Here is a 21596-nt window from a genome sequence, read left to right as displayed (position 1 = left end):
TCAGGCGAGCCCGCTTCCCGGCGCCGCTTGGCCCATGCATTCCAGGCAGTTTCCAGATACGGCGTGACATCGGTCACGCCGAGAGATGTGATGCGCCGCGCGTTCGCGCTGCGTCCGGTTTCCCTCAGTCTTCCTTCAGTTCCAGCGCTCGCGCATAGAGCGTGTTGCGCGATGCGCCCGTCATCGCGGCCGCCAGCTTTGCCGCACTTTTCACCGGCACTTCCGACAGCAGCAGCTTGAGCAGCGCATCGTGCGCGTGCGGATCGTCGTCGTCCGTCTGCACGGGCGCGCCCTGCACGACCAGCACGAATTCGCCGCGCTGGCGATTCGCATCGGCGGCCAGCCACGCTGGCCCTTCGGCCAGGGTGCCGACGAACACGTCCTCATGTAATTTGGTCAGCTCACGGCCGATCAACAGCTGGCGCTCGCCGCCGAACGCCTGCGCCAGCGCCTCGACCGTTTCGACGATGCGGTGCGGCGCTTCGTAGAACACCAGCGCGTAGGGGTGCGCTTTCAGCGGTTCGAGCGCGGTGGCGCGCTGCTTCGGCTTGGGCGGCAGGAAGCCCGCGAAGGTGAACGGGCCGGCCCAGTCGCCGGCGATGCTGACGGCGGCCGCCGCTGCGTTCGCGCCGGGCAGCGGCACCACTGGCAGCGCCGCGGCGCGCACCGCGTCCACCAGCTTCGCGCCCGGGTCGGAAATGCCGGGCGTGCCGGCGTCCGACACGTAGGCGATGCGCTCGCCCGCGCGCAGCAGTTCGACCACGCGGCCGGCGGCCTCGCGCTCGTTGTGCTGGTGCACGGCCAGGAGCGGCTTCGAGATGTCGTAGCGCGCGAGCAACTGGCCGGTGTTGCGCGTGTCCTCGGCCGCGATGCGATCCACGAGCCCGAGCACATGCAGCGCGCGCACGGTGATGTCGGCGGTATTGCCGATCGGCGTCGCGACCACGTAGAGCGCACCGGTCGGGAAGTGCTGCGATTGGGCGAGATCGAGGAGGGAAGTCATGGCGGAACGGATGCGCAAACGCGCGGCGGGCGGGACAAGCCACGCATTGTGCCACGCGGGCGCGGCGCAACCGTGCGGGGACTCGGACGAGGCGGGGAATGCGCGGGGCGGCAGGCCGGAGGTCGGCGAAATGGCTGAGGATTTTGGCGAGGTGGCGAATGCGAGGGGCGGCAGGCCGGAGGTCGGCGAAACGGTTGAGGATTTTGGCGAGGTGGCGAATGTGAAGGGCGGCAGGCCGAAGGTCGGCGAAATGGCTGATGGTGCGGGCGAGGTGGCGTATGCGGAGGGCCGCATACCGAAGGCCGGCGCAATGGCTGACAACGTGATCGACGCGGTGGCCGAGGACACGTCCGGACACCCCGGTTCGAAGCGCGTCGGCGCCCGGTTCGAATGGCAGGCGCGGCGCTTTCTCGAACGTCGGCAATTGGTTTTCGTCGCGGCGAACCTGGTGGTGCGCGGCGGTGAACTCGATCTCGTGATGCGCGAGCGCGACGGCACGCTGGTGTTCGTCGAGGTACGCGCGCGCCGTCATGGCCGGCATGGCGGCGCGCTCGCCAGCATCGGGCCGCACAAGCGGCGGCGTCTCGTGGCGGCGGCGCGCGCGGTGTGGGCGCGCTTCGGAGGAAGCAGCGCGTGCCGCTTCGACGTGGTGGCGTTCGAGGCCGGGCAACTGATCTGGCTGCGCGACGCGTTTCGCGCCGACGACACCTAGCCGGCCGTGCGCCCTGCGTGTTTCGTGCCCGGTTCTTGTGTCGAGTTGTAAAGGACGCGGCGGTGGCGGCCCTGGAGTGCGGTAAACTCGCCGCACCCACGCTACCGCGCGGCTTGCCGCGCGCTTCTTCCCGGGTTTCACGCTACACGCGATAGGACGATGTCAGTCGAACGTATTCAGCAACATATCCGCGACAACGCGGCGCTCGCGCTCGAGGTGCTCGATGCGCTGTCGCTGCCGATCGCAGCCGCCGTCGACGCGATGTTCATGGCGCTCGCGAACGGCAACAAGATTCTCGTCTGCGGCGACGGCCCCTCGGCCGCTGCGGCGGAACGGCTTGCCAACGCGCTGGTCGGCGGCTTCGAGCGCGAACGGCCCAGCCTGCCGGGCCTCGCGCTTGCCACCGATGCGAGCCGCGCCGGCCCGTTCACGAGCGGTGACGCTGCCGACCAGATCTTTGCGCAGCAGGTGCGCGCGCTCGGCCAGACCGGCGACGTGCTGGTGGTCATCGATCCGGCCGGCGATTCGCCGCGCATTCTTGCCGCCGCCGCCGAGGCGGGCGAACGCGAAATCACCGTGATCGCGCTGGCCGGCCGCGACGGCGCGCTGGCCGCCGCGCTGTCCGACACGGATATCTATATCGGCGTGCCGTCCGACCGGGCGCTGCGCATCCAGGAAGTCCATCTGCTGACCATCCACTGCCTGTGCGACGGCATCGACGCGATGCTGCTGGGCGAAGACTGATTCGAAGGAGAGCTTGTCGATGATTACCCGCCGCGTTGGACAGACGCTTGTGAGAACCACGTTGATGATCGCGTTGTCGGCCGGCCTGGCCGTTTCGCTGCAGGGGTGCGTGCTGGCCGTGGTGGGCGCCGCAGCCAGCGGCGGCGCGTTGATCGCAACCGACCGCCGCACGCTCGGCACGCAGACGGAAGATCGCGAGATCCAGCTCAAGGCGGCCTCGCAGTTGCGCAGCGGCCTGCCCGACGACGCACACGTCGCCGTGACGGTGTTCAACCGCCGCGTGCTGCTGACCGGCGAGGTGTCGAACAATGCGTCGAAGCAGCGCGCCGAGGAAATCGTCCGCGCCATCAACAACGTCAACGCGATCGTCAACGAGCTGGCGCTGCAACCGGCCACGTCGCTGTCCGACCGCACCAACGATTCGTATCTCGAAGGCCGCGTGAAGTCGGCGCTGGTGGGCGAGAAGGGCATTTCGGCGAACAACTTCAAGGTGGTGTGCGAGCGCGGCAACGTCTACCTGATGGGCCTCGTGACCGTCGACGAAGGCAACATCGGCGCCGACGCGGCCAGCCGCGTGCCGGGCGTCCTGCAGGTGGTGAAGGTGTTCCAGTACATCAAGCCGGCCGACTCGCCGGCCCTGACCTCGTCGAGCGCACCCGCCAGCGACCCCGGCGTGACGCAGATCCCGCCGGCGGCCGTCGATGTCGGCCCGACCGTGGGCGCGGTGCCCGATTCGAGCGTCAGCGCCACGCCGCTGCAGTCGCAGGCGCCCGCACCGGTGACGAGCTCGCCGAACGTGCATCCGGGCAACGCGAAGGCGGTGAAGCAATGAGCGTTCGCCGCACCGTTCGCCACGCGGCGGCATGGGCCGTCACCACGCTCGCGCTGGGCGCGGGCCTGTTGGCCGCGCCCGCTGCGCAGGCTGCCGACGATGGCCTGCGCGTCGCGCGCGGCAACGCCTGCATGGGCTGCCACGCGGTCGACCGCAAGCTCGTCGGGCCGTCGTTCAAGGACATCGCCGCGCGCTACAAGAACGATCCGGCCGCGTCGGCCAAGCTCGAGAAGAAGGTGCGCGACGGCGGCTCCGGTGTGTGGGGCGTGATCCCGATGCCGGCGCATCCCGGCATGAGCGACGCCGACGTGAAGGCCGTCGTCAAATGGGTGCTGGCCGGCGCGCCGTCGAACTGATCGAAACGGTTCGCGGCGGGCTTGCCATCCCCGGATCGGCTTGTGTATGATCGATCGAATGTTGGGGGGGTAGCTCAGCTGGGAGAGCGTCGCGTTCGCAATGCGAAGGTCGGGAGTTCGATCCTCCTCCTCTCCACCAACGAATGTCCAGAAAGCCGGCCTTGCGCCGGCTTTCTGCTTTTCCGCCGCCGCTTCGTCCGTCTGGAGCGCCAGCTCGCGCCCCGGCATCAAACCCACAGATCATTCGCCACGGTGCGCTCGTTGCGCGCCCCATCGCCGGTATTCACCACCCCACGCGGCTCGACCAGCAGCAGCTTCACCTCGCCGAGCGCGTGCGGACGGTGCTCGACGCCCTTCGGCACGACCGCCATCTGGCCCGCGCGCAGCACGATGGTGTGCTCGCCGGCCGGGCCGCTGCGCATCTCGATCTGCAGTTCGCCTTCGAGGACGATGAAGGTTTCGTCGGTGTCGTCGTGGGTGTGCCAGACGAATTCGCCGTCGAGTCGCGCGACCTTGAACTGGTAGTCGTTCATTTCGGCGACGACGCGCTGCTGCCAGTAGCCTTCGACGCGCGCGAGCTTGTCGGCCAGATCGATGGTCTGGCACTGGCCTCGCAATGCCGGGGTGGGGGTGGTCATGGTGTGCTCCGTCCGCAGGGAAAGGTGAGGGAGCCGCGAGCATACGAAGCCGCTCGCGCGGCGTATTGAACGATCGTGGGCGCGTGACGGCGTGAAGATGTGACGCCGCCGCGCGTTCAGCCGCCCGGCCGGGCGGCGCTCATCTGCCGCCAGCGGCCCGGCGTGATGCCGAACGCCTGGGCGAACTGGCGCGTCATGTGGGCCTGATCGGCGAACCCGGCGTCGATGGCGGCGCTCGACAGCGTCTCGCCGGCCATCAGCAGGCGGCGCGCCACGTCGAGCCGGCGCATGGTCAGGTAGCGGTAGGGGCTGGTGCCGTAGAACGTACGGAAATCGTGCGACAGGCTCCAGCGATCGCGCCCGGTGGCCGCTTCCACTTCCTCGAGCCTGAGCGCGCGCGTGCAGTTCTCGCGCAGATAGTCGCGGGCGCGCCGGGCGGCGGCGTAATCGGCCGTGCCGCGCGCGTCGGGCAGGCCGGCCACGGCGGCCAGCGCATGGGCCAGCTCGGCGATCGCGCCGGCCTGTTCGAGCGGATCGAGCGCCTGGCCGACCGATTGCAGCAGCGTGCCGGTGGCGGCCGCCAGCCGCGGGTCGGTCGTCACGCCGCCTTCGACGAACGGCAGCGCACGGCCGCCGAGCACCTCCTGGAACAGCGACGGCTCGACATAGACGATCCGATAGCGAAAGCCCTCGTCCGTGCCGGCCTGGCCGTCGTGCGCCTCGTCGGGATGCAGCACCAGCGTGTTGCCAGGCAGGCTGTCGCGGCGGCTGCGCCGGTACTGGAAGCTCTGCACGCCGGCGAGCGTGCGGCCGATCGCATAGGTGTCGTGCCGATGCATGCCGTAGGCCTTGCCCCGAAACCACGCCTCGACGCGCTCGATCCCGTGCGCGGGACTCGCGCGCAGCATCCAGTCTGACGAGGGGGAAGGCGATTTCGGGGGCACGATCGAAGACGTTGCGGAAAGATGGCGCGACGATTGTCGCACGCGCCTGCCGCGTCGGGTGTGTCTGCCTGCGGCGCAAGAACCCGACCCGCCAGCCCTAATCCCGCCGAACCGTCACGCCGCCCCTCTCATCTCAGTCTTTCAAATGCAAATGGTAATGATTCGCGTTTACGATACAATCGGCCGCACTCGTCGCCCGACATCCACCGGGCCGCCGATCGAAAAACCACTCATACGGGGAGTAGCAGATGCAGTTCAAACGTCGTTTCGTCCGGATCGTCGTGCCGGCGATGCTCGCGAAGACCTGCGCCGTCGCGATGGCGGACACGCCCGCGGCCGAGCGCCCGGCCGTATCGGCGCCGCAACCGGAAGCCGCCAATGGCGCACCGTCGGTGCTGCGCCGCGAGCAGGAACTGAAGGCCGTGTCGGTCACGGCCAACCGCGTGGGGACCACCCGCCTGAATCGCACTGCCGCATCGGTGTCGGTCATCACGAGCGACGATATCGACGACAACAACGCGCGCGACATCAAGGACGCGCTCAAGTACGAGCCGGGCGTCGAGGTGCGCCGCCAGGCGTATCGCCCGTCGGGCATCAGCGGTGCGGCGGGCCGTGGCGGCAACGAGGGCATCAATATTCGCGGGCTCGAGGGCAACCGCGTGCTGATGCTGGAAGACGGCGTGCCGTTGCCGCAGTCGTTCGCGTTCGGCTCGGGCGCGACGGGGCGCGGCGATTACCTGAATACGGACCTGTACGAACGCATCGAAGTGCTGCGCGGGCCGACCTCGGTGCTGTACGGCAGCGACGGTCTGACGGGCGCGGTCAACTTCGTGACGAAAGACCCGAAGGATCTGCTGTCGATCTACGGCAAGCCGACCTATTTCTCGCTGAAGGGCGGCTACGATTCGACCGACCGCAGCTGGGGCTCGACCGCCACCGCCGCGTTCGGCGGCGAGCGCGTGCAGGGCATGCTGGTGTTGAGCGGCCGCCACGGCCACGAAACCGACAGCCAGGGCGACACGGGCGGCCTCGGCGCGCAGCGCTCGAAGCCGGACCCGCTGACCTACAACAACCGCAGCGCGCTCGGCAAGGTGGTGTTCAAGCTGACCCACGCCGACACGCTGAAGCTCACGGCCGAAACGCTGAACAACACGAACCTGAGCGACGGGCTGTCCCAGTTGGGCGGCGCCTATCGCTGGACCGGCGGCACGCGCAGCTATACGGCGAACCGCTACGTGACGGGCAACGACGTGCAGAGCAACCGCGTGCAGCTCGACTACGATCATCGCGACGAATCGAACCCGTATTTTCAGCAGCTTCATGCTTCGGTGTACTACCGAAATGCGCAGACCCACCAGACGCTCGACATCGGCGGTGTGAGCGCCACGGGTGCGACGGCCAACCGCTCGCGCATCAACGATTACCGCGACAACATCGTCGGCGGCAACGTGGTGGCCGACAGCAAGTTCGTCACCGGCGTGCTCAAGCATCAACTGACCTACGGCTTCGACGTGAGCGTGTCGCACTACAGCACGTCGAGTTCGGCGGCAGGCGAGTGGGTGCCGGGCGGCGACGGCTATCCGGAAGTGTTCCCGAAGACCACCCAGACGACGTTCGGCGCCTACCTGCAGGACGACATGCGCTGGGATCGCCTGAGCATCGTGCCGGGCGTGCGCTTCGACTGGTTCCGCATGACGCCGCACGCCGACGCCACCTACACCACGGCGGCGGCCACCTCGACCAAGCCGACCACCGGCCTGACCGACAACGCCGTCTCGCCGCGCCTCGCGCTGCTCTACGAGATCACGCCGGCGTTCGTGCCGTACGTGCAATACGCACGCGGTTTCCGCGCGCCGTCCGCGTATCAGGTCAACAGCTACTACAACCCGGCCGGCTCCTACGGCCTGTTCTATCAGCAGGTCGGCAACCCGAACCTGAAGCCCGAAACCAGCAACACGTTCGAGCTGGGCATGCGCGGCAAGTTCGGCGCGGGCACGGGCCAGGTCAACTACAGCGTCGCGGGCTTCACGGGCCGCTACAACGATTTCATCGACACCAAGGTGGTGGGCGGCAGCGTCACGTCGGCGAGCAACCCGTACACGGTGCAGTACGTGAACTACTCGCAGGCGTCGATCCACGGCATCGAGGCGAAGGCCGACTGGCTCGTCAACGACAACCTGGAACTGAAGGGCGGCTTCGCCTGGATTCGCGGCACCGAAACCAAGGACGGCGTGACCACCGGGCTGGACACGGTGCCGCCGCTCGCGGTGGTGCTCGGCCTGCGCTACACGGGCGGCGAGCGCTGGTTCGCCGGCGCCGACGTGACCTACAACTCGCGCAAGAGCAAGTCGTCGATGTCGGACCCGACGTTCTATTCGACGCCGTCGTTCACGATCGTCGATCTGCATGCGGGCTACCACTTCACGAAGCACGTCAGCGTGACGGCCGGCATCGACAACCTGTTCGACCGCAAATACTGGATCTGGAACGACGTGCGCGGGCTGAAGGACAGCGACGGCGACGCGAAGATCGCGGCGCTGACGGCCCCGGGACGCAATTTCAACGTCGGCATGAAGATCGATTTCTGATCGGCCGGCATGCACCGAACTCAACCGAACCCAGCGAGGCACATCAGATGACGGCTCCTTCCATCGTTTCTTCCATCGACACGGCGCGCGCTTCGCCAGCGCCGTACACGCAGGACGCGGCCTCGCTGGCCGCGCTGCGCCGCGATTTCACCGCGTTGCGCACCGAGCGCCGGCTTCGCCACCGCGATGCGGCGGCCACGCTCGGCATCAGCGAGGGCGAGGCGCTGGCCGCGTTCGTCGGTGAGCACGTGAGGCGGCTCGATGCGCGGTTTATCGAGTTGTACGAAGCGATGCCGCTGCTCGGCAACGTGATGACGCTCACGCGCAACGAGGCCGCGGTGCACGAGAAGATCGGCGCGTTCGAGAAGATCAGCCACGACGGCCCGGTCGGGCTGGCGCTCGGCAGCGCGATCGACCTGCGGATCTTTTACTCGAAATGGGCCTCGGCGTTCGCGGTGCGCGAGCCGGGCGAGAGCGGCGAACGCCACAGCCTGCAGTTCTTCGATGCGCAGGGCGTGGCGGTCACCAAGCTCTACCTGCGCGCCGACAGCGATCGCGCGGCGTACGACGCGCTCGTCGCGCGTCATGTGGCGAACCCGCAGGTGGCCGGGCTGACGGTGGCCGAGGCACCCGCGCCCGCCGCGCCGCGCGCCGACGGCGAGATCGATGTGGCGGGCTTCCGCGCCGCGTGGGACGCGATGCAGGACACCCATGAATTCTTCGGCATGCTGCGCAAGTTCGGCGTGGACCGCCTGCAGGCGCTGCGGCTGGCCGGCGGCGAGCGCGCCGCGCCGCTCGCGCACGGCGCGGTGGCCGCGCTGCTCGACGACGTTGCCGCGAGCGGGTTGCCGATCATGGTGTTCGTCGGCAATGCCGGCATGATCCAGATCCATACCGGCCCGGTGCGCAACGTCGTGCCGATGGGGCCGTGGCTCAACGTGATGGACCCCGATTTCAACCTGCACTTGCGTACCGATCTGATCGACAGCGCGTGGCTCGTGCGCAAGCCGACCCGCGATGGCGTGGTCACCTCGGTCGAACTGTTCGACGCGCAGGGCGAGACGATCGCGATGCTGTTCGGCGCGCGCAAGCCGGGCGCGCCGGAGCTGGCCGGCTGGCGCGAGACGGTGGCGCGGCTCGGGCAGGCCCACGACGCGGTGCGGACATGAGCGGCGCGCTGCATGATGCGGGCCGCCGCCGCTGGCTGCGCCACGCGGGCGGGCTGGCGCTCGGCGCGAGCGGTGCGGCTGCGGCGGCCGGCGCGTGGGGCGCCGTGGCGGGGCCGGGAGCAGCGCAAGACGCGAAGCAGGATGCCGGCGCGCCGGGCGGCCCGCGGCGCGTCGTGGTGATCGGCGGCGCGCTGGCCGAGATCGTCTACGCACTGGGCCGCGCGGATCGCCTGGTCGGCTCGGACACCACCTGCACGTTCCCGGCCCAGGCGCTCGCGCTGCCGAAGATCGGCTATCAGCGCGCGCTGTCGGCCGAAAGCCTGCTGGCGCTGCGGCCCGACCTGGTGCTGGCGTCGGCCGAGGCAGGGCCGGCCACCGCGCTCGATCAGGTGCGCCGCATCGGCATCGAGATCGACCTGTTCGCCGAGCGGCACGACGTGGCGTCGGTGCGCGAGAAGATTGCCGGCGTGGCGGCCGCGCTCGGCGCGCAGGACGCCGGGCGGGCGCGCCTCGTGCAGTTCGATCGCGGCTGGGCGCAGGCCGCGTCGGCGCCGAAGCCGGCGGCGCGGCGCGTGCTGTTCGTGATGGACCCGGCCGGGCGTCAGCCGATGATCGCCGGGCAGCGCACCGCCGCCGACGCGATGCTGCGCTACGCGGGGTTCGCCAATGCGATCGAGGGCGTGGACGGCTACAAGGTGATGAATTCGGAGGCGCTGGTCGCGGCGCAGCCGGATGTGGTGCTGACCACCGACGACACGCTGCGCGCGGCCGGCGGCGCGCAGCGGCTGCTGGCCTCGGCCGGTTTCTCGTTGACGCCGGCCGGGCGCGCGTCGCGCGTGGCATCGCTCGATGCGCTGTTCCTGCTCGGTTTCGGGCCGCGCCTGCCGGAGGCGGTGGTGGCGCTGCGCCGCGCGGTGGCGGCAGCCTGAAGCGGAGAGGCGAGGCAAGCGGTGGCGGTGGCCCGGAATGATCACCGGGTGACATTCGGCATCACGCAGGAACGCGCCACACGGGCGTCGACGCCCTCGCTGCAAGCTCGCCCCGCGGCCCCGTGGCGCTCATGATCGCCGGGTGACGCTCGGCATCACGCAGGAACGCGCTCACCCGGGCATCGACGCCCTCGCTTCAAGGCCGCCGCCCCCGTGGCGTTCAATCGCCGGTGGCGATCACCGCGCGATTGCGCCCGTCGCGCTTGGCCTGATAAAGCGCGGCGTCGGCGGCTTCGATCAGCGCCGTGATGCCGCTCAGTTGCGAGGCCACGGTGCAGGCGCCACCAATGCTGACGGTGACGATCCCGCCGTCGGCGCCGCCCGTGTGCGGCACCTTCAGCGCGGCCACTTCGAGGCGGATCTTTTCGGCTACCAGCCGCGCGCCGCTGGCCGGCGTGCCCGGCAGCACCACGGCGAATTCCTCGCCGCCGAAGCGCGCGGCCAGGTCGCCGGGGCGGCTCATGCAGCGTTGCAGCGTCGCGCCGACCTGGCGCAGCACGTCGTCGCCGGCCACGTGGCCGTAGGTGTCGTTGTATTGCTTGAAGCGATCGACGTCGATCATCAGCATCGACAGCTCGTTGCCTTCGCGCAGGCTCTTGCGCCACTCGCCGTCGAGGTAGGCGTCGAGATAACGGCGGTTCGGCAGCGAGGTCAGGCCGTCCGATTGCGACAGCCGCTCCAGCTCGCGATTGGCGGCCAGCAGCTCTTCCTGCGACTGGCGCAGCGCGCGGTAGGCGGTGTTCAACTGCAGCAGGTTGACGTAGGCGCGCGAGTGGTAGCGGATGCGCGCGACCAGTTCGACGCGATCCGGCAGCTTGATCAGGTAGTCGTTCGCGCCGGCCTCGAACGCGGCCTGCTTGATGCGCGGCTCTTCCTTGGCGGACAGCACGATGATCGGCACGTCGCGCAGCTCCGGCGTGCGCCGGTAGTGCTGCACCAGCGTCAGGCCGTCCACCTCGGGCATCACCAGGTCCTGCAGGATCAGGGTGGGACGCGTCTGGCGCGCCACGTCCAGCGCCTGCGTGGCGTGCTGGCAGTAGCGCAGCTCGATGCCGGTCTCGCCGGCCAGCGCCTGGCGCACCGCTTCGCGCACGATCGGCTGATCGTCGACCAGCAGCACGATGGCAGTGCCTTCGGCCGACGAGGTCGCCGGGATCGCGCGCCGCGCGGCTTCGAGCGCGGCGTCCGCGCCGGCCGATTCCGGTGGAGCGGGCCGATGGGGCGGCACGCCGGCCGGTTCGAATTCCATGCGAGTTCCTTCCGATTTACGAGATAGGCTGCCGGCAATGCGGCCGGGGTTGCACGGATGCATTGCCGTCTGCGTGCGCCGCGTACGGGCGGATTCGGGCGCTGCACCGGGTTGGCGGGCCGGTTGTCCGTGGCGGCACGACGCGCGCCGGCACTGGCGCTGTCGTGCTGCGATGGCCGGGGCAAAAACCGCTACCGCTTGGATTGCGCGGGACAAAGGCAGGTTGTCCACAGGCGCGCGTCGCAATTGTCAACCAACCTTACCTATATAAGCAAAGGCTTTTACGGCAGTTCCGCCGCGAATTGTAGGCCCGTTGCGGACGCAGTGCGCATCGGGCGGCGTGTCGCACAGCGGTCGTCCACAGCCGCCTGGGGAAAAGTGCTGTGCGCCCGCGCCCGATTCGTCAGACCGCGCAGCGCGCGATGTGGAAGCGCAACGAGGCTTCGTCCGGCTCGCCGTCGCCGCTCGCGGGCGGATAGACGGCGATCGTGGTGCCGGCCGCCGCGTTCTGTTCGAGCGTGATGCGCCAGTCCTCGTCGGTCGAACGGGGGCCGACCAGCATCGTCGAGACGCGGCCCTGCCGTTCGACGCGCGAGCGCGACATCCGGCTCGACAGGCAGCGCTCGATCTGCGGGGCCTGCAGGCCGGACGACACGTAGATCATCGCGCCCGGCGGCGCGCCCACCGCGGCGGCCTGGGATTGGGCGAGCGGACGCGGCCCGCTGCTGCTGCCGCAGCCGGCCAGCGACAGCGCCGCGCCGGCGAGCAGCGCGCACGCCGCCATCTTGTTCTGTACTTTCATCGATTCGATCGTTCTCTCAAGCGGGGGAAGTCGGAGTATCGCCGGCCGATGGCACGCGCGGGCGCCGGCCGGCGATGTCGAGGCAGGCTAACAAGCGTGACGGGGCATGGGTGTTAAAAATTGTTTTTCGCGGCCGTCTCGCGTACGATGCGCGGCTTTTGTCGGCTGGCCGTAAGCTCCTGCGAGCGGCCCGGAGCGACGGCGGGGCCGGTGCAGCAAGGCAAGGCGGGCGGCGGCGGGGAGCGCGGCGGCGCGTCTTGACGAATTGTTCACATCTTTTACGTCTTGGCATTCCCTTATGCGTACTTATCTCATATTGCGCATGTGTTTCGTCGTGCCTATCGTTCGGTGTGGCAGAGCCGGATTCGGGGAAAATCATTCTGGACAACAGATTATATGAACCGGCGGTTCCTATGCCGCGATGGCTCCGGCGCGTGTTCAGCGCAGGCCACAACAAGATTTGCAACGGAGACAAGTCATCATGAGCAGTGTGATTGAGCCGGCTGGCCGCACGGGTGCCCCGTCGTTCATGTCGAAGGAGGCGACCATCGCTCGCCCCGGATTTTCGCGATGGATGGTGCCGCCCGCGGCACTCGCGGTACACCTCTGCATCGGGCAGGCGTACGCCTTTTCCGTGTTCAACGGGCCGCTCACCAAGGTGATCGGCATCACGGCATCGGGTCCGGGCGACTGGACGCTGACCACCCTCGGCTGGATCTTCTCGCTGGCGATCGTGTTCCTCGGCCTGTCGGCGGCCTTTGCCGGCAAGTGGCTCGAGCGCGTCGGCCCGCGCCGCACCATGCTGACGGCGGCCTGCTGCTTCGGCGGCGGCTTCATCGTCTCGGCGATCGGCGTGTGGACCCACCAGATCTGGATGCTCTACCTCGGCTACGGCGTGATCGGCGGGATCGGCCTGGGCCTCGGCTACGTGTCGCCGGTGTCGACGCTGATCCGCTGGTTCCCGGACCGCCGCGGCATGGCGACCGGCATGGCGATCATGGGCTTCGGCGGCGGCGCGATGATCGCCGCGCCGCTGTCGGTGGCGCTGATGAACCACTTCAAGAGCGCAACGAGCATCGGCGTGGCCGAAACGTTCGTGGTGCTTGGCATCGCGTACTTCATCTCGATGACGATCGGCGCCTTCGCGATCCGCATCCCGCCGGCAGGCTGGAAGCCGGCCGGCTGGGAGCCGCCCGCGCAGTCGACCAACAAGATGATCACCACGCGTCACGTCCACATCGACCAGGCCCTGAAGACGCCGCAGTTCTACCTGATCTGGCTGGTGCTGTTCCTGAACGTGACGGCCGGCATCGGCATTCTCGGCCAGGCCTCGGTGATGATCCAGGAAAGCTTCAAGGACACCGTGACGGCCGCGGCTGCCGCGGGCTTCGTCGGCCTGCTGTCGCTGTTCAACATGGGCGGGCGGTTCGTGTGGGCGTCGGCCTCCGACTGGGTCGGCCGCAAGAACACCTACTTCATCTTCTTCGTGCTCGGTGCGGTGCTGTACTACTGCGTGCCGCGTTTCGCGGCGAGCGGCAACATCGCCCTGTTCGTGCTGGCGTATGGCGTGATCCTGTCGATGTACGGCGGCGGCTTCTCGACCGTTCCGGCCTATCTGGCCGACATGTTCGGCACGGCGTTCGTGGGCGGCATCCACGGCCGCCTGCTGACGGCCTGGGCCGCGGCCGGCGTGGCCGGCCCGGTGCTGGTCAACTACATCCGCGCGTACCAGGTGGGCCATGGCGTCGCCAAGGCCGACGCCTACACGATGACGGTGCACCTGATGGCGATCCTGCTGATCGTCGGCTTCTTCTGCAACCTGCTCGTGCGCCGCGTCGCCGATCACCACTACATGACCGACGCGCAGCTCGCGGGCGGCAAATAACGGAAGACCCACGATGACCGATCTCTCGACCCGCAACGACACCGCGCATGCCACCAACAAGGGGCTGCTCGTGGTGTTCTGGCTGTACGTGCTGGTGCCGCTCGTGTGGGGCGTCGTCAACACGCTGGCGCAGGCGATGAAGCTGTTCCACTGACGCCTGCATGAACGGAAACGACGGCTGCCGAATCAGGGTTTTCGACAGTCAACGCGGCGTGCCGCGCGCACGTTGAACAGACAGCGACGGCGAGGTTTCGGATGCGATCCGCGCCGTTCGTTTCCATTCACTCACGCAGGGGTAGAACCATGAAGAAGCTTCTCGTTTCGCTGGCCGCCGCCACGCTCGCCTTCGGTTCGGCATCGGTGTTCGCGCAGGACGCATCGGCCCCGGCGGCCGCACCGGCCAAGCACGACAAGAGCAAGCCGAAGCACACGCTGAAGAAGCACGGCAGCGCGAAGGGCAAGGCGAAGGCCGCTGCCGCCGCGAGCGCCGGCACCAACGACAAGGGCGCGCAGCAGTAAGCGCTCGCGCCGCGCGCGCAGCGCGGCGGTGGTTCTTCTCACAGGCAGTCCCGTCCGTTCGCGCGGCCGGGACTGTTTCATTTTCGGCGCCGGCAAGGATCGCGCGGCTGTGCTTTACTTCGACGCTCCAGCCACCAAGGAGCGAAGCATGGATATCGGATTTGTCGGTCTCGGCGAGATGGGCGGCGCGATCGCGCTGAACCTGTTGAAGGCGGGGCATCGCGTACGCGTCTGGAACCGTTCGCCGGAGAAAGTCGCGCCGCTGGTCGAGGCGGGCGCCGAACACGCCGGCTCGGTCGCGGAGGCGTTTCAGGGCGACGCCGTGTTCTCGATGCTGGCCGACGACGCGGCCGTGCGCGGCGTGTTCGAGGCGAGCCTGCTCGAACACGCGCCGCGCGGCCTGGTGCACGTCAACATGGCCACCATCTCGGTGGCGCTGGCCGAAACGCTGGCGCATGCGCACGCCGAGCGCGGCCTGCATTACGTGGCCGCGCCGGTGCTCGGCCGCCCGAACGTCGCGGCGCTCGGGCAACTGACCATCGTGGCCGCCGGCCCCGCCGAGGCGATCGATCGCGTGCAGCCGGCGTTCGACGTGATCGGCAAGAAGACCTGGCGGCTCGGTTCGCTGCCGCAGCAGGCCAACGCCGTGAAGCTGGCCGCCAATTTCGCGCTGGCCTCGGCGATCGAGACGATGGGCGAGGCCGCGGCGCTGCTGACGGGGCACGGCGTGGCGTTCAGCGACTACCTCGACGTGATCACCAACAGCATCCTGCCGGGGCCGATCTACCAGGGCTACGGCGCGATGATCGCCGAGCGCCGCTACGAGCCGGCGCTGTTCAAGGCCCGGCTCGGCCTGAAGGACGTGCGGCTGGTGATCGAGGCGGCGGAGGGCGTGTCGGTGCCGATGCCGGTGGCCAGCGTGCTGCGCGACAACCTGCTCGACGTGGTCGCGCACGGCGACGGCGAGCGCGATTTCGCGGTGCTCGGCGAAGTCGCGGCGCGTCGCGCGGGCCGCTGAACGCCCTGAACGCCACCGCTCGATCCGGTTCGCCGCATCCGAAAACCCCGGCATAATGCTGGCCGGTTTTCCTTCAGGCGTTTTGGATCGAGGCAACGATGAATTGGCATACGTGGGAGTTGTTCCTGGCGACGATGTTCGTGGTGTCGGCGATTCCCGGCCCGAACATGATGCTGGTGATGTCGCACGGCGCGCGCCACGGCATGCGCCGCACGACGGCGACGATGGCCGGCGCGCTGCTCGCGCTGGTGCTGATGTTCCTCGTCTCGGCGGCCGGGCTCGGTGTGTTCCTGACGGCGTGGCCGCGCATGTTCGATGCGTTGCGCCTGATCGGCGCGGGCTATCTGATCTGGCTCGGCATCAAGGCCTGGCGCGCGCGCGTGGAAGACGCCGCGAACGATCCGGCCGCCGAGGCGGCGCCGCTCACGATCGGCGTGGCCGCCACGCCGGCCGCGCTGTTTCGCAACGGTTTTCTGGTGTCGGGCAGCAATCCGAAGGCGCTGCTGTTCGCGGTGGCGCTGACGCCGCAGTTCATCGATCCGGCCGCGCCGAAGCTGCCGCAGTTCGCGGTGCTGGTGGTCACGCTGGCGGTGTGCGAGGTGGGCTGGTATGTCGTTTATTGCGCGTTCGGCACGCGAATCGGCGCGTCGCTGCGCAGCGCACGCGTGGTGCGGATCTTCAACCGGCTGACGGGCGGCGTGTTTGTCGGCTTTGGTGCGGCGATGGCGTTGGTGCGTCACTGACGAGGCCGGTGCGGTGCGCGGCAGTCTGCCGCACTGCGTGACCCATCCGGCGGCGTCCCGCCTTCGGGCTCACCGTAAAAGCAACAACCCCGGCGTGTGTCGCAAGCCGGGGTTTTTTCTTGCATGTCTTGCCGGGCGTGCATTTCGAGGCATCGAGCCGCATCGGAAACTGCCTCGAACCGCGCCGCGCGCCGGGCGGAGCGCCTGTCGCGACTCCGCAACAACCCGCAAGGGAAAGTCCTTATTTTCCGAAGGGAAATGTTGCGATGCGACATCCGCTCGGGTATAGTCGGAACTGTCTCCTCCATGTCTCCTCTGATATGGATTCAGCCCGCCTCTTAGGCGGGCTTTTTTTCGTCCATACGATTCGCCACGGCGGCCCGCTGCCTCCGACGCCCTGCTTCTTCCCGGCTTCCCTTCGATCCGGCCGGCGATCAGAACTTGTACGACACCGCCAGGTAGCTGATGATCGGATTGGCCTTCAGGTCGCTCTTCGATTCCGCCAGCGTGGAGCCGTCGGCCGCCTTGATCGTGACCGTCGAGGTCGTCTTCAACGGGATGTAGGTGACCGATGCGATGAGCCCCCAGTGGTCGTTGATCGCATAGGTCACGCCCGCGTTGAACACCGGCTGCCACGACGACGACGCCTTGGCCGATACCTGCGTGGTGCCCGGCTTGCCCGCGCCCGCGGCGAGAACCGCGCCGAGGTTGTCCTGCGTCTGCTTGATGAAGTTGTTGCTCAGTTGCAGATCGCTGAACCAGTTGTACGACACGCCCACGCCGAGGAACGGCCGGACCTTCGCATTCGCATTCGCGAAGTAGTACTGAAGAATCACGGCCGGGCTCCACTGCCGCACGCTCTTGACGATCGGGTTCACCGCGCCGAGCCCGATGTTCTGCGTGCCGAGCGCGCCGGCCGGCCCGGGCGGCGTGATGGTGCCGTTGCCGCGCACCTTGAACACCGGCGGCACGCCGGCCACCGAGGTCACCGCGATGTGATCGGTCAGGAAGTGGCTGATCGTCAGGCCGACCGTGTCCGCGGTGCTGGTGCGCAGCCCGGTGCCCGGCGAATCGAATTGCGACGGCAGCCGCAGCGGCGTGTTGATCGGTGTCGGCGCGACGCTGGTGTTCAGCGACGTGCTGCTCTGGACCGGCTGGACATGAAACCAGCCCAGCCCGATCACGTTGCTGCCGGCGCTCTGCGCATGGGCCGCGCACGGCCCCAGCGCGGCGGCGCTCGCGGCCGCCGCGCAAAGGAAAGTCTTTTTCACGGCTGGGTCCCCTCGGTTATTGGACGAATGCGCCGATCGTGAAATACGGCGTCGTCGGGTTGTTGTTGTCGAGGAAGCCGAACACGCCGCCCGTGAAGATGAACTTGCCGGTGGCCGTGGTGCTGGTGGCGTCCGTGTGCACCGAGGTGACCGTGCCCGGCGTGGCCTGGCCGAAGTTCAGGTTCAGCGCCGTTGCGAGCGAGGCCTGCGAGGCGTTGAACGGATCGAGCAGCGTGGCCTGGGCGTTGATCAGCGCGGTGGTGCGGTAGTTGAACTGGCTGTCCACGCCGATGTATTCGCCGTTCTGCGAGCCGAGCACGATGTTCGACTGCGGCGACATGATCGAGATGCCCGATTCGTCGTCGGCGGTCAGGCCCGGGATGCCGTTCGCGTCGGGCAGCGGGTTCGGGTTCGCCACGCCGGTGCGGATCATGATCGGCACGAGCTGGTTGCGCAGCTTGCCGACGATGATGTAGCCCTTCGCCTGCGGGCCGGACGGCGCCAGCGTCGGCTTCACCTGCCCCTGGTAGTTGCTGGTCACGAACGCGCCCGAGCCGTCCGGCGCGGCCGTCAGGTTGCCGCCCGGCTGACGGCAGGTGCCGGCGAACTGGCCGGTGGTGTCGCAGCGGGTCCAGGTGCCGTCGGCGTTGATCGTCACCTTGGCGTCGATGGTGGTCGGCGCGAAGTTCTGCGACGGCACTTGCCCGTAGCCGAGCTGGCTGTAGGTGCCGGCCAGGTTCGCGAGATTGGTTTCGATCGCCGAGAAGCCGATGAACGGATAGTACGGGAACGTCGTATCCGGCACCGCGCCCACGCCGATCACGCCGGCGTACGAGATGCGCGCGCCGGGAATCGTGCCGCCCGCCACGCCGAAGCCCACGAACACGCGGGCCGGACGCGTCGGATCGAGCGTCGCGCCGTTCAACTGGAACGCGCAGTTGTTGAGCTTCTGGGTCGGCAGGCCGGTTTCCTGGGTCAGCGTGCCGGTGGCGGTGCTGCCCGCGCGGGTCGGCGTGACGGTGCCGGTGGTCACCGGAATCGGCGATTCGACATAGGTGATCTGCCAGGTCTTCTTGGTCGTATCGAGTTGCAGCTTGACGAGCTCGCCGTCGCCGCCGCCGCCCGTGTAGACGGTGCTGTAGTCGAGCGTCGACGGGCACAGGCCCGGCTCGGTCGCGGCGAGCGCGGCGGGCGGCTGTTCGTCCCCGCCCCCGCAGGCCGACAACAGCAAAGGCACGGCAAGGGCCGCGGCCAGTACGATATTCCGCTTCATGTTGCTCCTCCAGGATTGTCTTGTTTGGTGGCGGCCAGCTCCCTGTCGGCCGCTTCTTTGCTTGCCCTACCCGTGCGTGTTGCCCCCTGGCCGTGGGTCGGCCGATGGCGTCACGCCCCCGTTGATCCTGTGTGTCGCAGCCGGCCCTTGGGGCCGGCATGCGTGGTGAGCCGCCGCCGTGCAATCGGCGGTCGGCGTGCCGGCTTGCACCGGCGTGATGGGTGCGTCGAGGCGACGGGGCGCGGATCTCGCGCGAAGGTGCGTCGTCGGGAAGCGGGAGAGGCGAGACAGGGCGGCGTGGTCAGCCGGCCGGCGCCCGAAGCGGAGCGACGCGATGCCGGCGCGGCGGTGTGCGCGTGCGCATTGGCGCGGCGCGAGGCAGGCTCGCGCACGTGACGCGCCGTCACCCGCGATCGGGTGCCGTGCGCCGGCCGAGGCCGACGATCGGTCGATCGTCGCGCCCATGGCGGCCGCCAAAGGGGCCGGCACGATGGCCATGGCCGTCCCCTTCCACAAGGCGTGTGACATGCCTGCGTCTCCGGTGTAATTGTGCGATGTAATTTCGCCGCGCCACCTTCGGCTGTCAATTGATGGAATCGTCTAAAAAAGGCGATTGAAACGGGACGCATGCCAAAATCGCCAGTAAAACCAGGCATGTCGAGAGAAATTAAAACGTAAATGGCGTTTGAAAACTCCCTCCAGAGTGCGCGAAATGGCGCATTCGCCGATCGCGGCGATACGTCGTCAGGCTTGCGGCACAAGGCTCGCGCGCGCGAACTCGGGAGTATCCCTATTCGGGATATTCATGATTGGGAAGCAGCGGAAAATCGGCCGATTTTTCAGTGTTTCGAAAGAATGTGAATTCTCGTGAATAGCGGCAGCGCGCGATTCGGGAATGCAATCCGCGATATCCGCCGCATGCGAGAAAATCGCGGACAAGAAAAACCGGCCGCGCGGGCCGGTTTGTCGAAATGCGGCGGAAATCGCCGCATTGCCTTCGGGCAAGGAGTGCGTCAGTGGTTCAGGCCGGCATCCTCGGCGGTGCCGATGGCCAGGTTCATGCACTGGATCGCCGCGCCCGATGCGCCCTTGCCGAGGTTGTCGAGGCGCGCGACCGTGACGAAGCGCTCGGCGTTGCCGAACACGAACAGATCGACGCGGTTGGTGTCGTTGTTCGCCTGCACGTCGAAGAAGCCGTCGTCGAGGTTCTCGGCCGCATCGTACGGCGCGACGCGCACGAACGCCTCGCCCGCGTAGTACTCGGCGAAGATCCGCTGCACGTCCTGCGGGCCCACGCGCTTGGCCAACTGGCTCGGCGTGAAGTAGGTGGTGACGGCCAGGCCCTTGAAGAACGGGCCGACGATCGGCGTGAAGATCGGCGCGTCGGCCAGGCCCGTGTGGGCGGCCATTTCCGGCAGATGCTTGTGGCCGAGCGCCAGCGCGTAGGCGCGCGGGCTGGCCAGGCGGTCGTTACCGCCGGCCTCGTAGTCGGCGATCATCTTCTTGCCGCCGCCGCTGTAGCCGGTGATCGAATAGCTGTGCGCCGCGAAATCGGCCGCCACCACGCCGGCCTCGACCAGCGGGCGCATCGCCAGCACGAACGCCGAAGCATGGCAGCCCGGCACCGCGATGCGCTTCGCGCCGCGAATCCGCTCGCGCTGGGCGCGGGTCAGCTCGGGCAGGCCATAGGCCCAGTCGGCGCTGGTGCGAAACGCCGTGCTGGCGTCGATCAGCACCGTGCGGTCGTTGTCGACCAGCGAGGCCGATTCGCGCGAGGCGACGTCGGGCAGGCACAGGAACGTGACGTCCGAGGCGTTGATCAGGCGCCGGCGCTCCTCCACATCCTTGCGTTTCGCATCGTCGATGCGAAGGATGTCGATGTCGCCGCGGGCGGACAGGTATTCGAAGATCTTCAGGCCGGTCGTGCCTTCCTGGCCGTCGACAAAAACTTTCGTGGTCATCTTGCTCTCACGGAATGGGGCGGCCGGCGCGAACGCCGGAAAGCCGCCATTTTAAGACTTCACGGACAGGGCCGTAACCGGTTGCGCCGAAAAAAGCGGCGGCGTTCATCGTGCCTGCGCGGCGTGACGGATTGTTGACGGCGGTGTTCGATGATCGGGCCCTGGCCCGAACGGCCGGCTTCAGCGCTCGTCGGTGACGGTGAGCCGCGCCCAGCCGAGCGTGGAGACGCCGATCTCGTGGTCGAACAGTTGCGCGGGGCGGCCCTGCACGGTGCGCAGGCGGTCGGTGTCGAGCGCGTAGACGGTGATCACGTAGCGGTGCGGCTTGCCGGGCGGCGGGCAGGGGCCGTCGTAGCCGTCGTTGCCGTAGTCGTTGCGGGCTTCGGCCGCGCCGAGCCGGCGCAGTGCGCCGGAGGCGCTGGCGTTGGCGGGCAGGCTCGTGATCGAGGCGGGGATGCCGATTACCGCCCAGTGCCACCAGCCGCGGCCTGGCGCGTCGGGATCGAAGACGGTGATGGCGTAGGTGCGGGTGCCGGGCGGCGGGTTCTGCCAACTGAGTTCGGGGGAGCGGTTCTCGCCGTGGCAGGCGCCCTTGGCGTAGCGCTGCGCGGCGCCGACCCGGCCGCCGTCGCGCAGATCGGTGCTCGACACCGTGAACGGAAGTTGCGCGCCGGGTTGTGCACTGCAGGCCAGCGCGGCGGCCGCCACTGCCAGCGCGCGCAGCGCGTGGCGCTGCCGCCGGTGCCGCTTCTGCCGTTGTTCCAGGCGCTGATGCTGCCGAGCGTCGAGCATGCCGCGATCCTCCCCTCACGTCGGCCGGCGGCGTGCGCCGGCACGTATTGGTGTTGCGACCCTGTGTCAAGGATGAGAGGGAGTCTACCTCGCGGCCGCCCGCGTGCG

General features: G+C 68.5%; 22 protein-coding genes and 1 tRNA gene. 13 read left to right on the top strand and 10 right to left on the bottom strand.

What is annotated here, in order from left to right:
- Positions 1-124: 124 nt before the first annotated feature.
- On the bottom strand, positions 125-1003 hold the full coding sequence (rsmI, locus tag AB4851_RS15445; protein WP_414450554.1) for a 16S rRNA (cytidine(1402)-2'-O)-methyltransferase: 879 nt from the start codon (positions 1001-1003) through the stop codon (positions 125-127).
- A gap of 310 nt (positions 1004-1313) precedes the next feature.
- On the opposite strand from rsmI, the gene AB4851_RS15440 reads away from it, so the two are divergent.
- From AB4851_RS15440 to AB4851_RS15420, 5 genes are all read left to right on the top strand, one after another.
- Entirely contained in the window at positions 1314-1715 is a 402-nt protein-coding gene (locus AB4851_RS15440; RefSeq protein ID WP_414451865.1) for a YraN family protein, read from the top strand.
- A gap of 159 nt (positions 1716-1874) precedes the next feature.
- Positions 1875-2459: an SIS domain-containing protein gene (locus AB4851_RS15435; RefSeq protein WP_414450553.1), complete on the top strand. Its 585-nt coding sequence runs from the start codon at positions 1875-1877 to the stop codon at positions 2457-2459.
- 19 nt (positions 2460-2478) lie between these two features.
- Positions 2479-3291, top strand: a complete 813-nt coding sequence (locus AB4851_RS15430) for a BON domain-containing protein (protein ID WP_414450552.1) — start codon at positions 2479-2481, stop codon at positions 3289-3291.
- Positions 3288-3647, top strand: a complete 360-nt coding sequence (locus tag AB4851_RS15425) for a c-type cytochrome (RefSeq protein WP_414450551.1) — start codon at positions 3288-3290, stop codon at positions 3645-3647. Before AB4851_RS15430 ends, AB4851_RS15425 begins: the two co-directional genes overlap by 4 nt.
- Before the next feature lie 63 nt (positions 3648-3710).
- Positions 3711-3786 (top strand) — tRNA-Ala (locus tag AB4851_RS15420).
- Positions 3787-3874: 88 nt separating this feature from the next.
- Here AB4851_RS15420 and AB4851_RS15415 read toward each other — a convergent pair.
- A complete protein-coding gene (locus tag AB4851_RS15415) occupies positions 3875-4285 on the bottom strand; it encodes a cupin domain-containing protein (protein WP_414450550.1) in 411 nt (136 codons plus the stop codon).
- Between the two features lie 116 nt (positions 4286-4401).
- Positions 4402-5193 (bottom strand): AraC family transcriptional regulator, encoded by a 792-nt coding sequence (locus AB4851_RS15410; RefSeq protein WP_414450549.1) that lies wholly within the window; start codon positions 5191-5193, stop codon positions 4402-4404.
- 284 nt (positions 5194-5477) lie between these two features.
- On the opposite strand from AB4851_RS15410, the gene AB4851_RS15405 reads away from it, so the two are divergent.
- From AB4851_RS15405 to AB4851_RS15395, 3 genes are read left to right on the top strand one after another with little or no spacing between them, the layout of a single operon-like run.
- On the top strand, positions 5478-7817 hold the full coding sequence (locus tag AB4851_RS15405) for a TonB-dependent hemoglobin/transferrin/lactoferrin family receptor (RefSeq protein WP_414450548.1): 2340 nt from the start codon (positions 5478-5480) through the stop codon (positions 7815-7817).
- 47 nt (positions 7818-7864) lie between these two features.
- A complete protein-coding gene (locus AB4851_RS15400) occupies positions 7865-8986 on the top strand; it encodes a hemin-degrading factor (protein WP_414450547.1) in 1122 nt (373 codons plus the stop codon).
- On the top strand, positions 8983-9915 hold the full coding sequence (locus tag AB4851_RS15395) for a heme/hemin ABC transporter substrate-binding protein (protein WP_414450546.1): 933 nt from the start codon (positions 8983-8985) through the stop codon (positions 9913-9915). Before AB4851_RS15400 ends, AB4851_RS15395 begins: the two co-directional genes overlap by 4 nt.
- A 220-nt stretch (positions 9916-10135) precedes the next feature.
- Here the strand turns inward: AB4851_RS15395 and AB4851_RS15390 are convergent, their stop codons facing one another.
- Entirely contained in the window at positions 10136-11224 is a 1089-nt protein-coding gene (locus AB4851_RS15390) for a diguanylate cyclase domain-containing protein (RefSeq protein WP_414450545.1), read from the bottom strand.
- 403 nt (positions 11225-11627) lie between these two features.
- Positions 11628-12026, bottom strand: a complete 399-nt coding sequence (locus AB4851_RS15385; protein ID WP_414450544.1) for a hypothetical protein — start codon at positions 12024-12026, stop codon at positions 11628-11630.
- 481 nt (positions 12027-12507) lie between these two features.
- On the opposite strand from AB4851_RS15385, the gene AB4851_RS15380 reads away from it, so the two are divergent.
- From AB4851_RS15380 to AB4851_RS15360, 5 genes are all read left to right on the top strand, one after another.
- Positions 12508-13911 carry an OFA family MFS transporter gene (locus AB4851_RS15380; RefSeq protein WP_414443642.1) on the top strand — a complete coding sequence of 468 codons (1404 nt, stop codon included), beginning with the start codon at positions 12508-12510 and terminating at the stop codon, positions 13909-13911.
- A gap of 13 nt (positions 13912-13924) precedes the next feature.
- Positions 13925-14065: an MFS transporter small subunit gene (locus tag AB4851_RS15375; protein ID WP_414450543.1), complete on the top strand. Its 141-nt coding sequence runs from the start codon at positions 13925-13927 to the stop codon at positions 14063-14065.
- 149 nt (positions 14066-14214) lie between these two features.
- Positions 14215-14430 (top strand): hypothetical protein, encoded by a 216-nt coding sequence (locus AB4851_RS15370; RefSeq protein ID WP_414450542.1) that lies wholly within the window; start codon positions 14215-14217, stop codon positions 14428-14430.
- A gap of 148 nt (positions 14431-14578) precedes the next feature.
- The gene (locus AB4851_RS15365) at positions 14579-15448 is read left to right on the top strand and encodes an NAD(P)-dependent oxidoreductase (protein WP_414450541.1); all 870 of its coding nucleotides are present in this window, start codon (positions 14579-14581) and stop codon (positions 15446-15448) included.
- Between the two features lie 98 nt (positions 15449-15546).
- Positions 15547-16191 carry a LysE family translocator gene (locus AB4851_RS15360; protein ID WP_414450540.1) on the top strand — a complete coding sequence of 215 codons (645 nt, stop codon included), beginning with the start codon at positions 15547-15549 and terminating at the stop codon, positions 16189-16191.
- Between the two features lie 434 nt (positions 16192-16625).
- Here the strand turns inward: AB4851_RS15360 and AB4851_RS15355 are convergent, their stop codons facing one another.
- The 5 genes from AB4851_RS15355 to AB4851_RS15335 all read right to left on the bottom strand — a co-directional run bounded on the left by AB4851_RS15355 (position 16626) and on the right by AB4851_RS15335 (position 21488).
- Positions 16626-17462, bottom strand: coding sequence for an OmpW/AlkL family protein (locus AB4851_RS15355; RefSeq protein WP_414443647.1), 837 nt, complete (start codon positions 17460-17462; stop codon positions 16626-16628).
- A gap of 16 nt (positions 17463-17478) precedes the next feature.
- The gene (locus tag AB4851_RS15350) at positions 17479-18735 is read right to left on the bottom strand and encodes a DUF2957 domain-containing protein (protein ID WP_414443648.1); all 1257 of its coding nucleotides are present in this window, start codon (positions 18733-18735) and stop codon (positions 17479-17481) included.
- A 744-nt stretch (positions 18736-19479) separates the two neighbouring features.
- Positions 19480-19740, bottom strand: coding sequence for a hypothetical protein (locus tag AB4851_RS15345; RefSeq protein ID WP_414450539.1), 261 nt, complete (start codon positions 19738-19740; stop codon positions 19480-19482).
- A gap of 8 nt (positions 19741-19748) precedes the next feature.
- On the bottom strand, positions 19749-20696 hold the full coding sequence (gene argC, locus AB4851_RS15340; RefSeq protein ID WP_414450538.1) for an N-acetyl-gamma-glutamyl-phosphate reductase: 948 nt from the start codon (positions 20694-20696) through the stop codon (positions 19749-19751).
- 180 nt (positions 20697-20876) lie between these two features.
- Positions 20877-21488, bottom strand: coding sequence for a YbhB/YbcL family Raf kinase inhibitor-like protein (locus tag AB4851_RS15335; RefSeq protein ID WP_414450537.1), 612 nt, complete (start codon positions 21486-21488; stop codon positions 20877-20879).
- Positions 21489-21596: the final 108 nt, after the last annotated feature.

Origin of the sequence: Burkholderia sp. 22PA0099 (assembly GCF_047497165.1) — a bacterium.
GTDB lineage: Bacteria > Pseudomonadota > Gammaproteobacteria > Burkholderiales > Burkholderiaceae > Burkholderia.
Note: the sequence above shows the minus strand (reverse complement) of the source record. Positions and strands in the feature narration are given on the sequence as shown.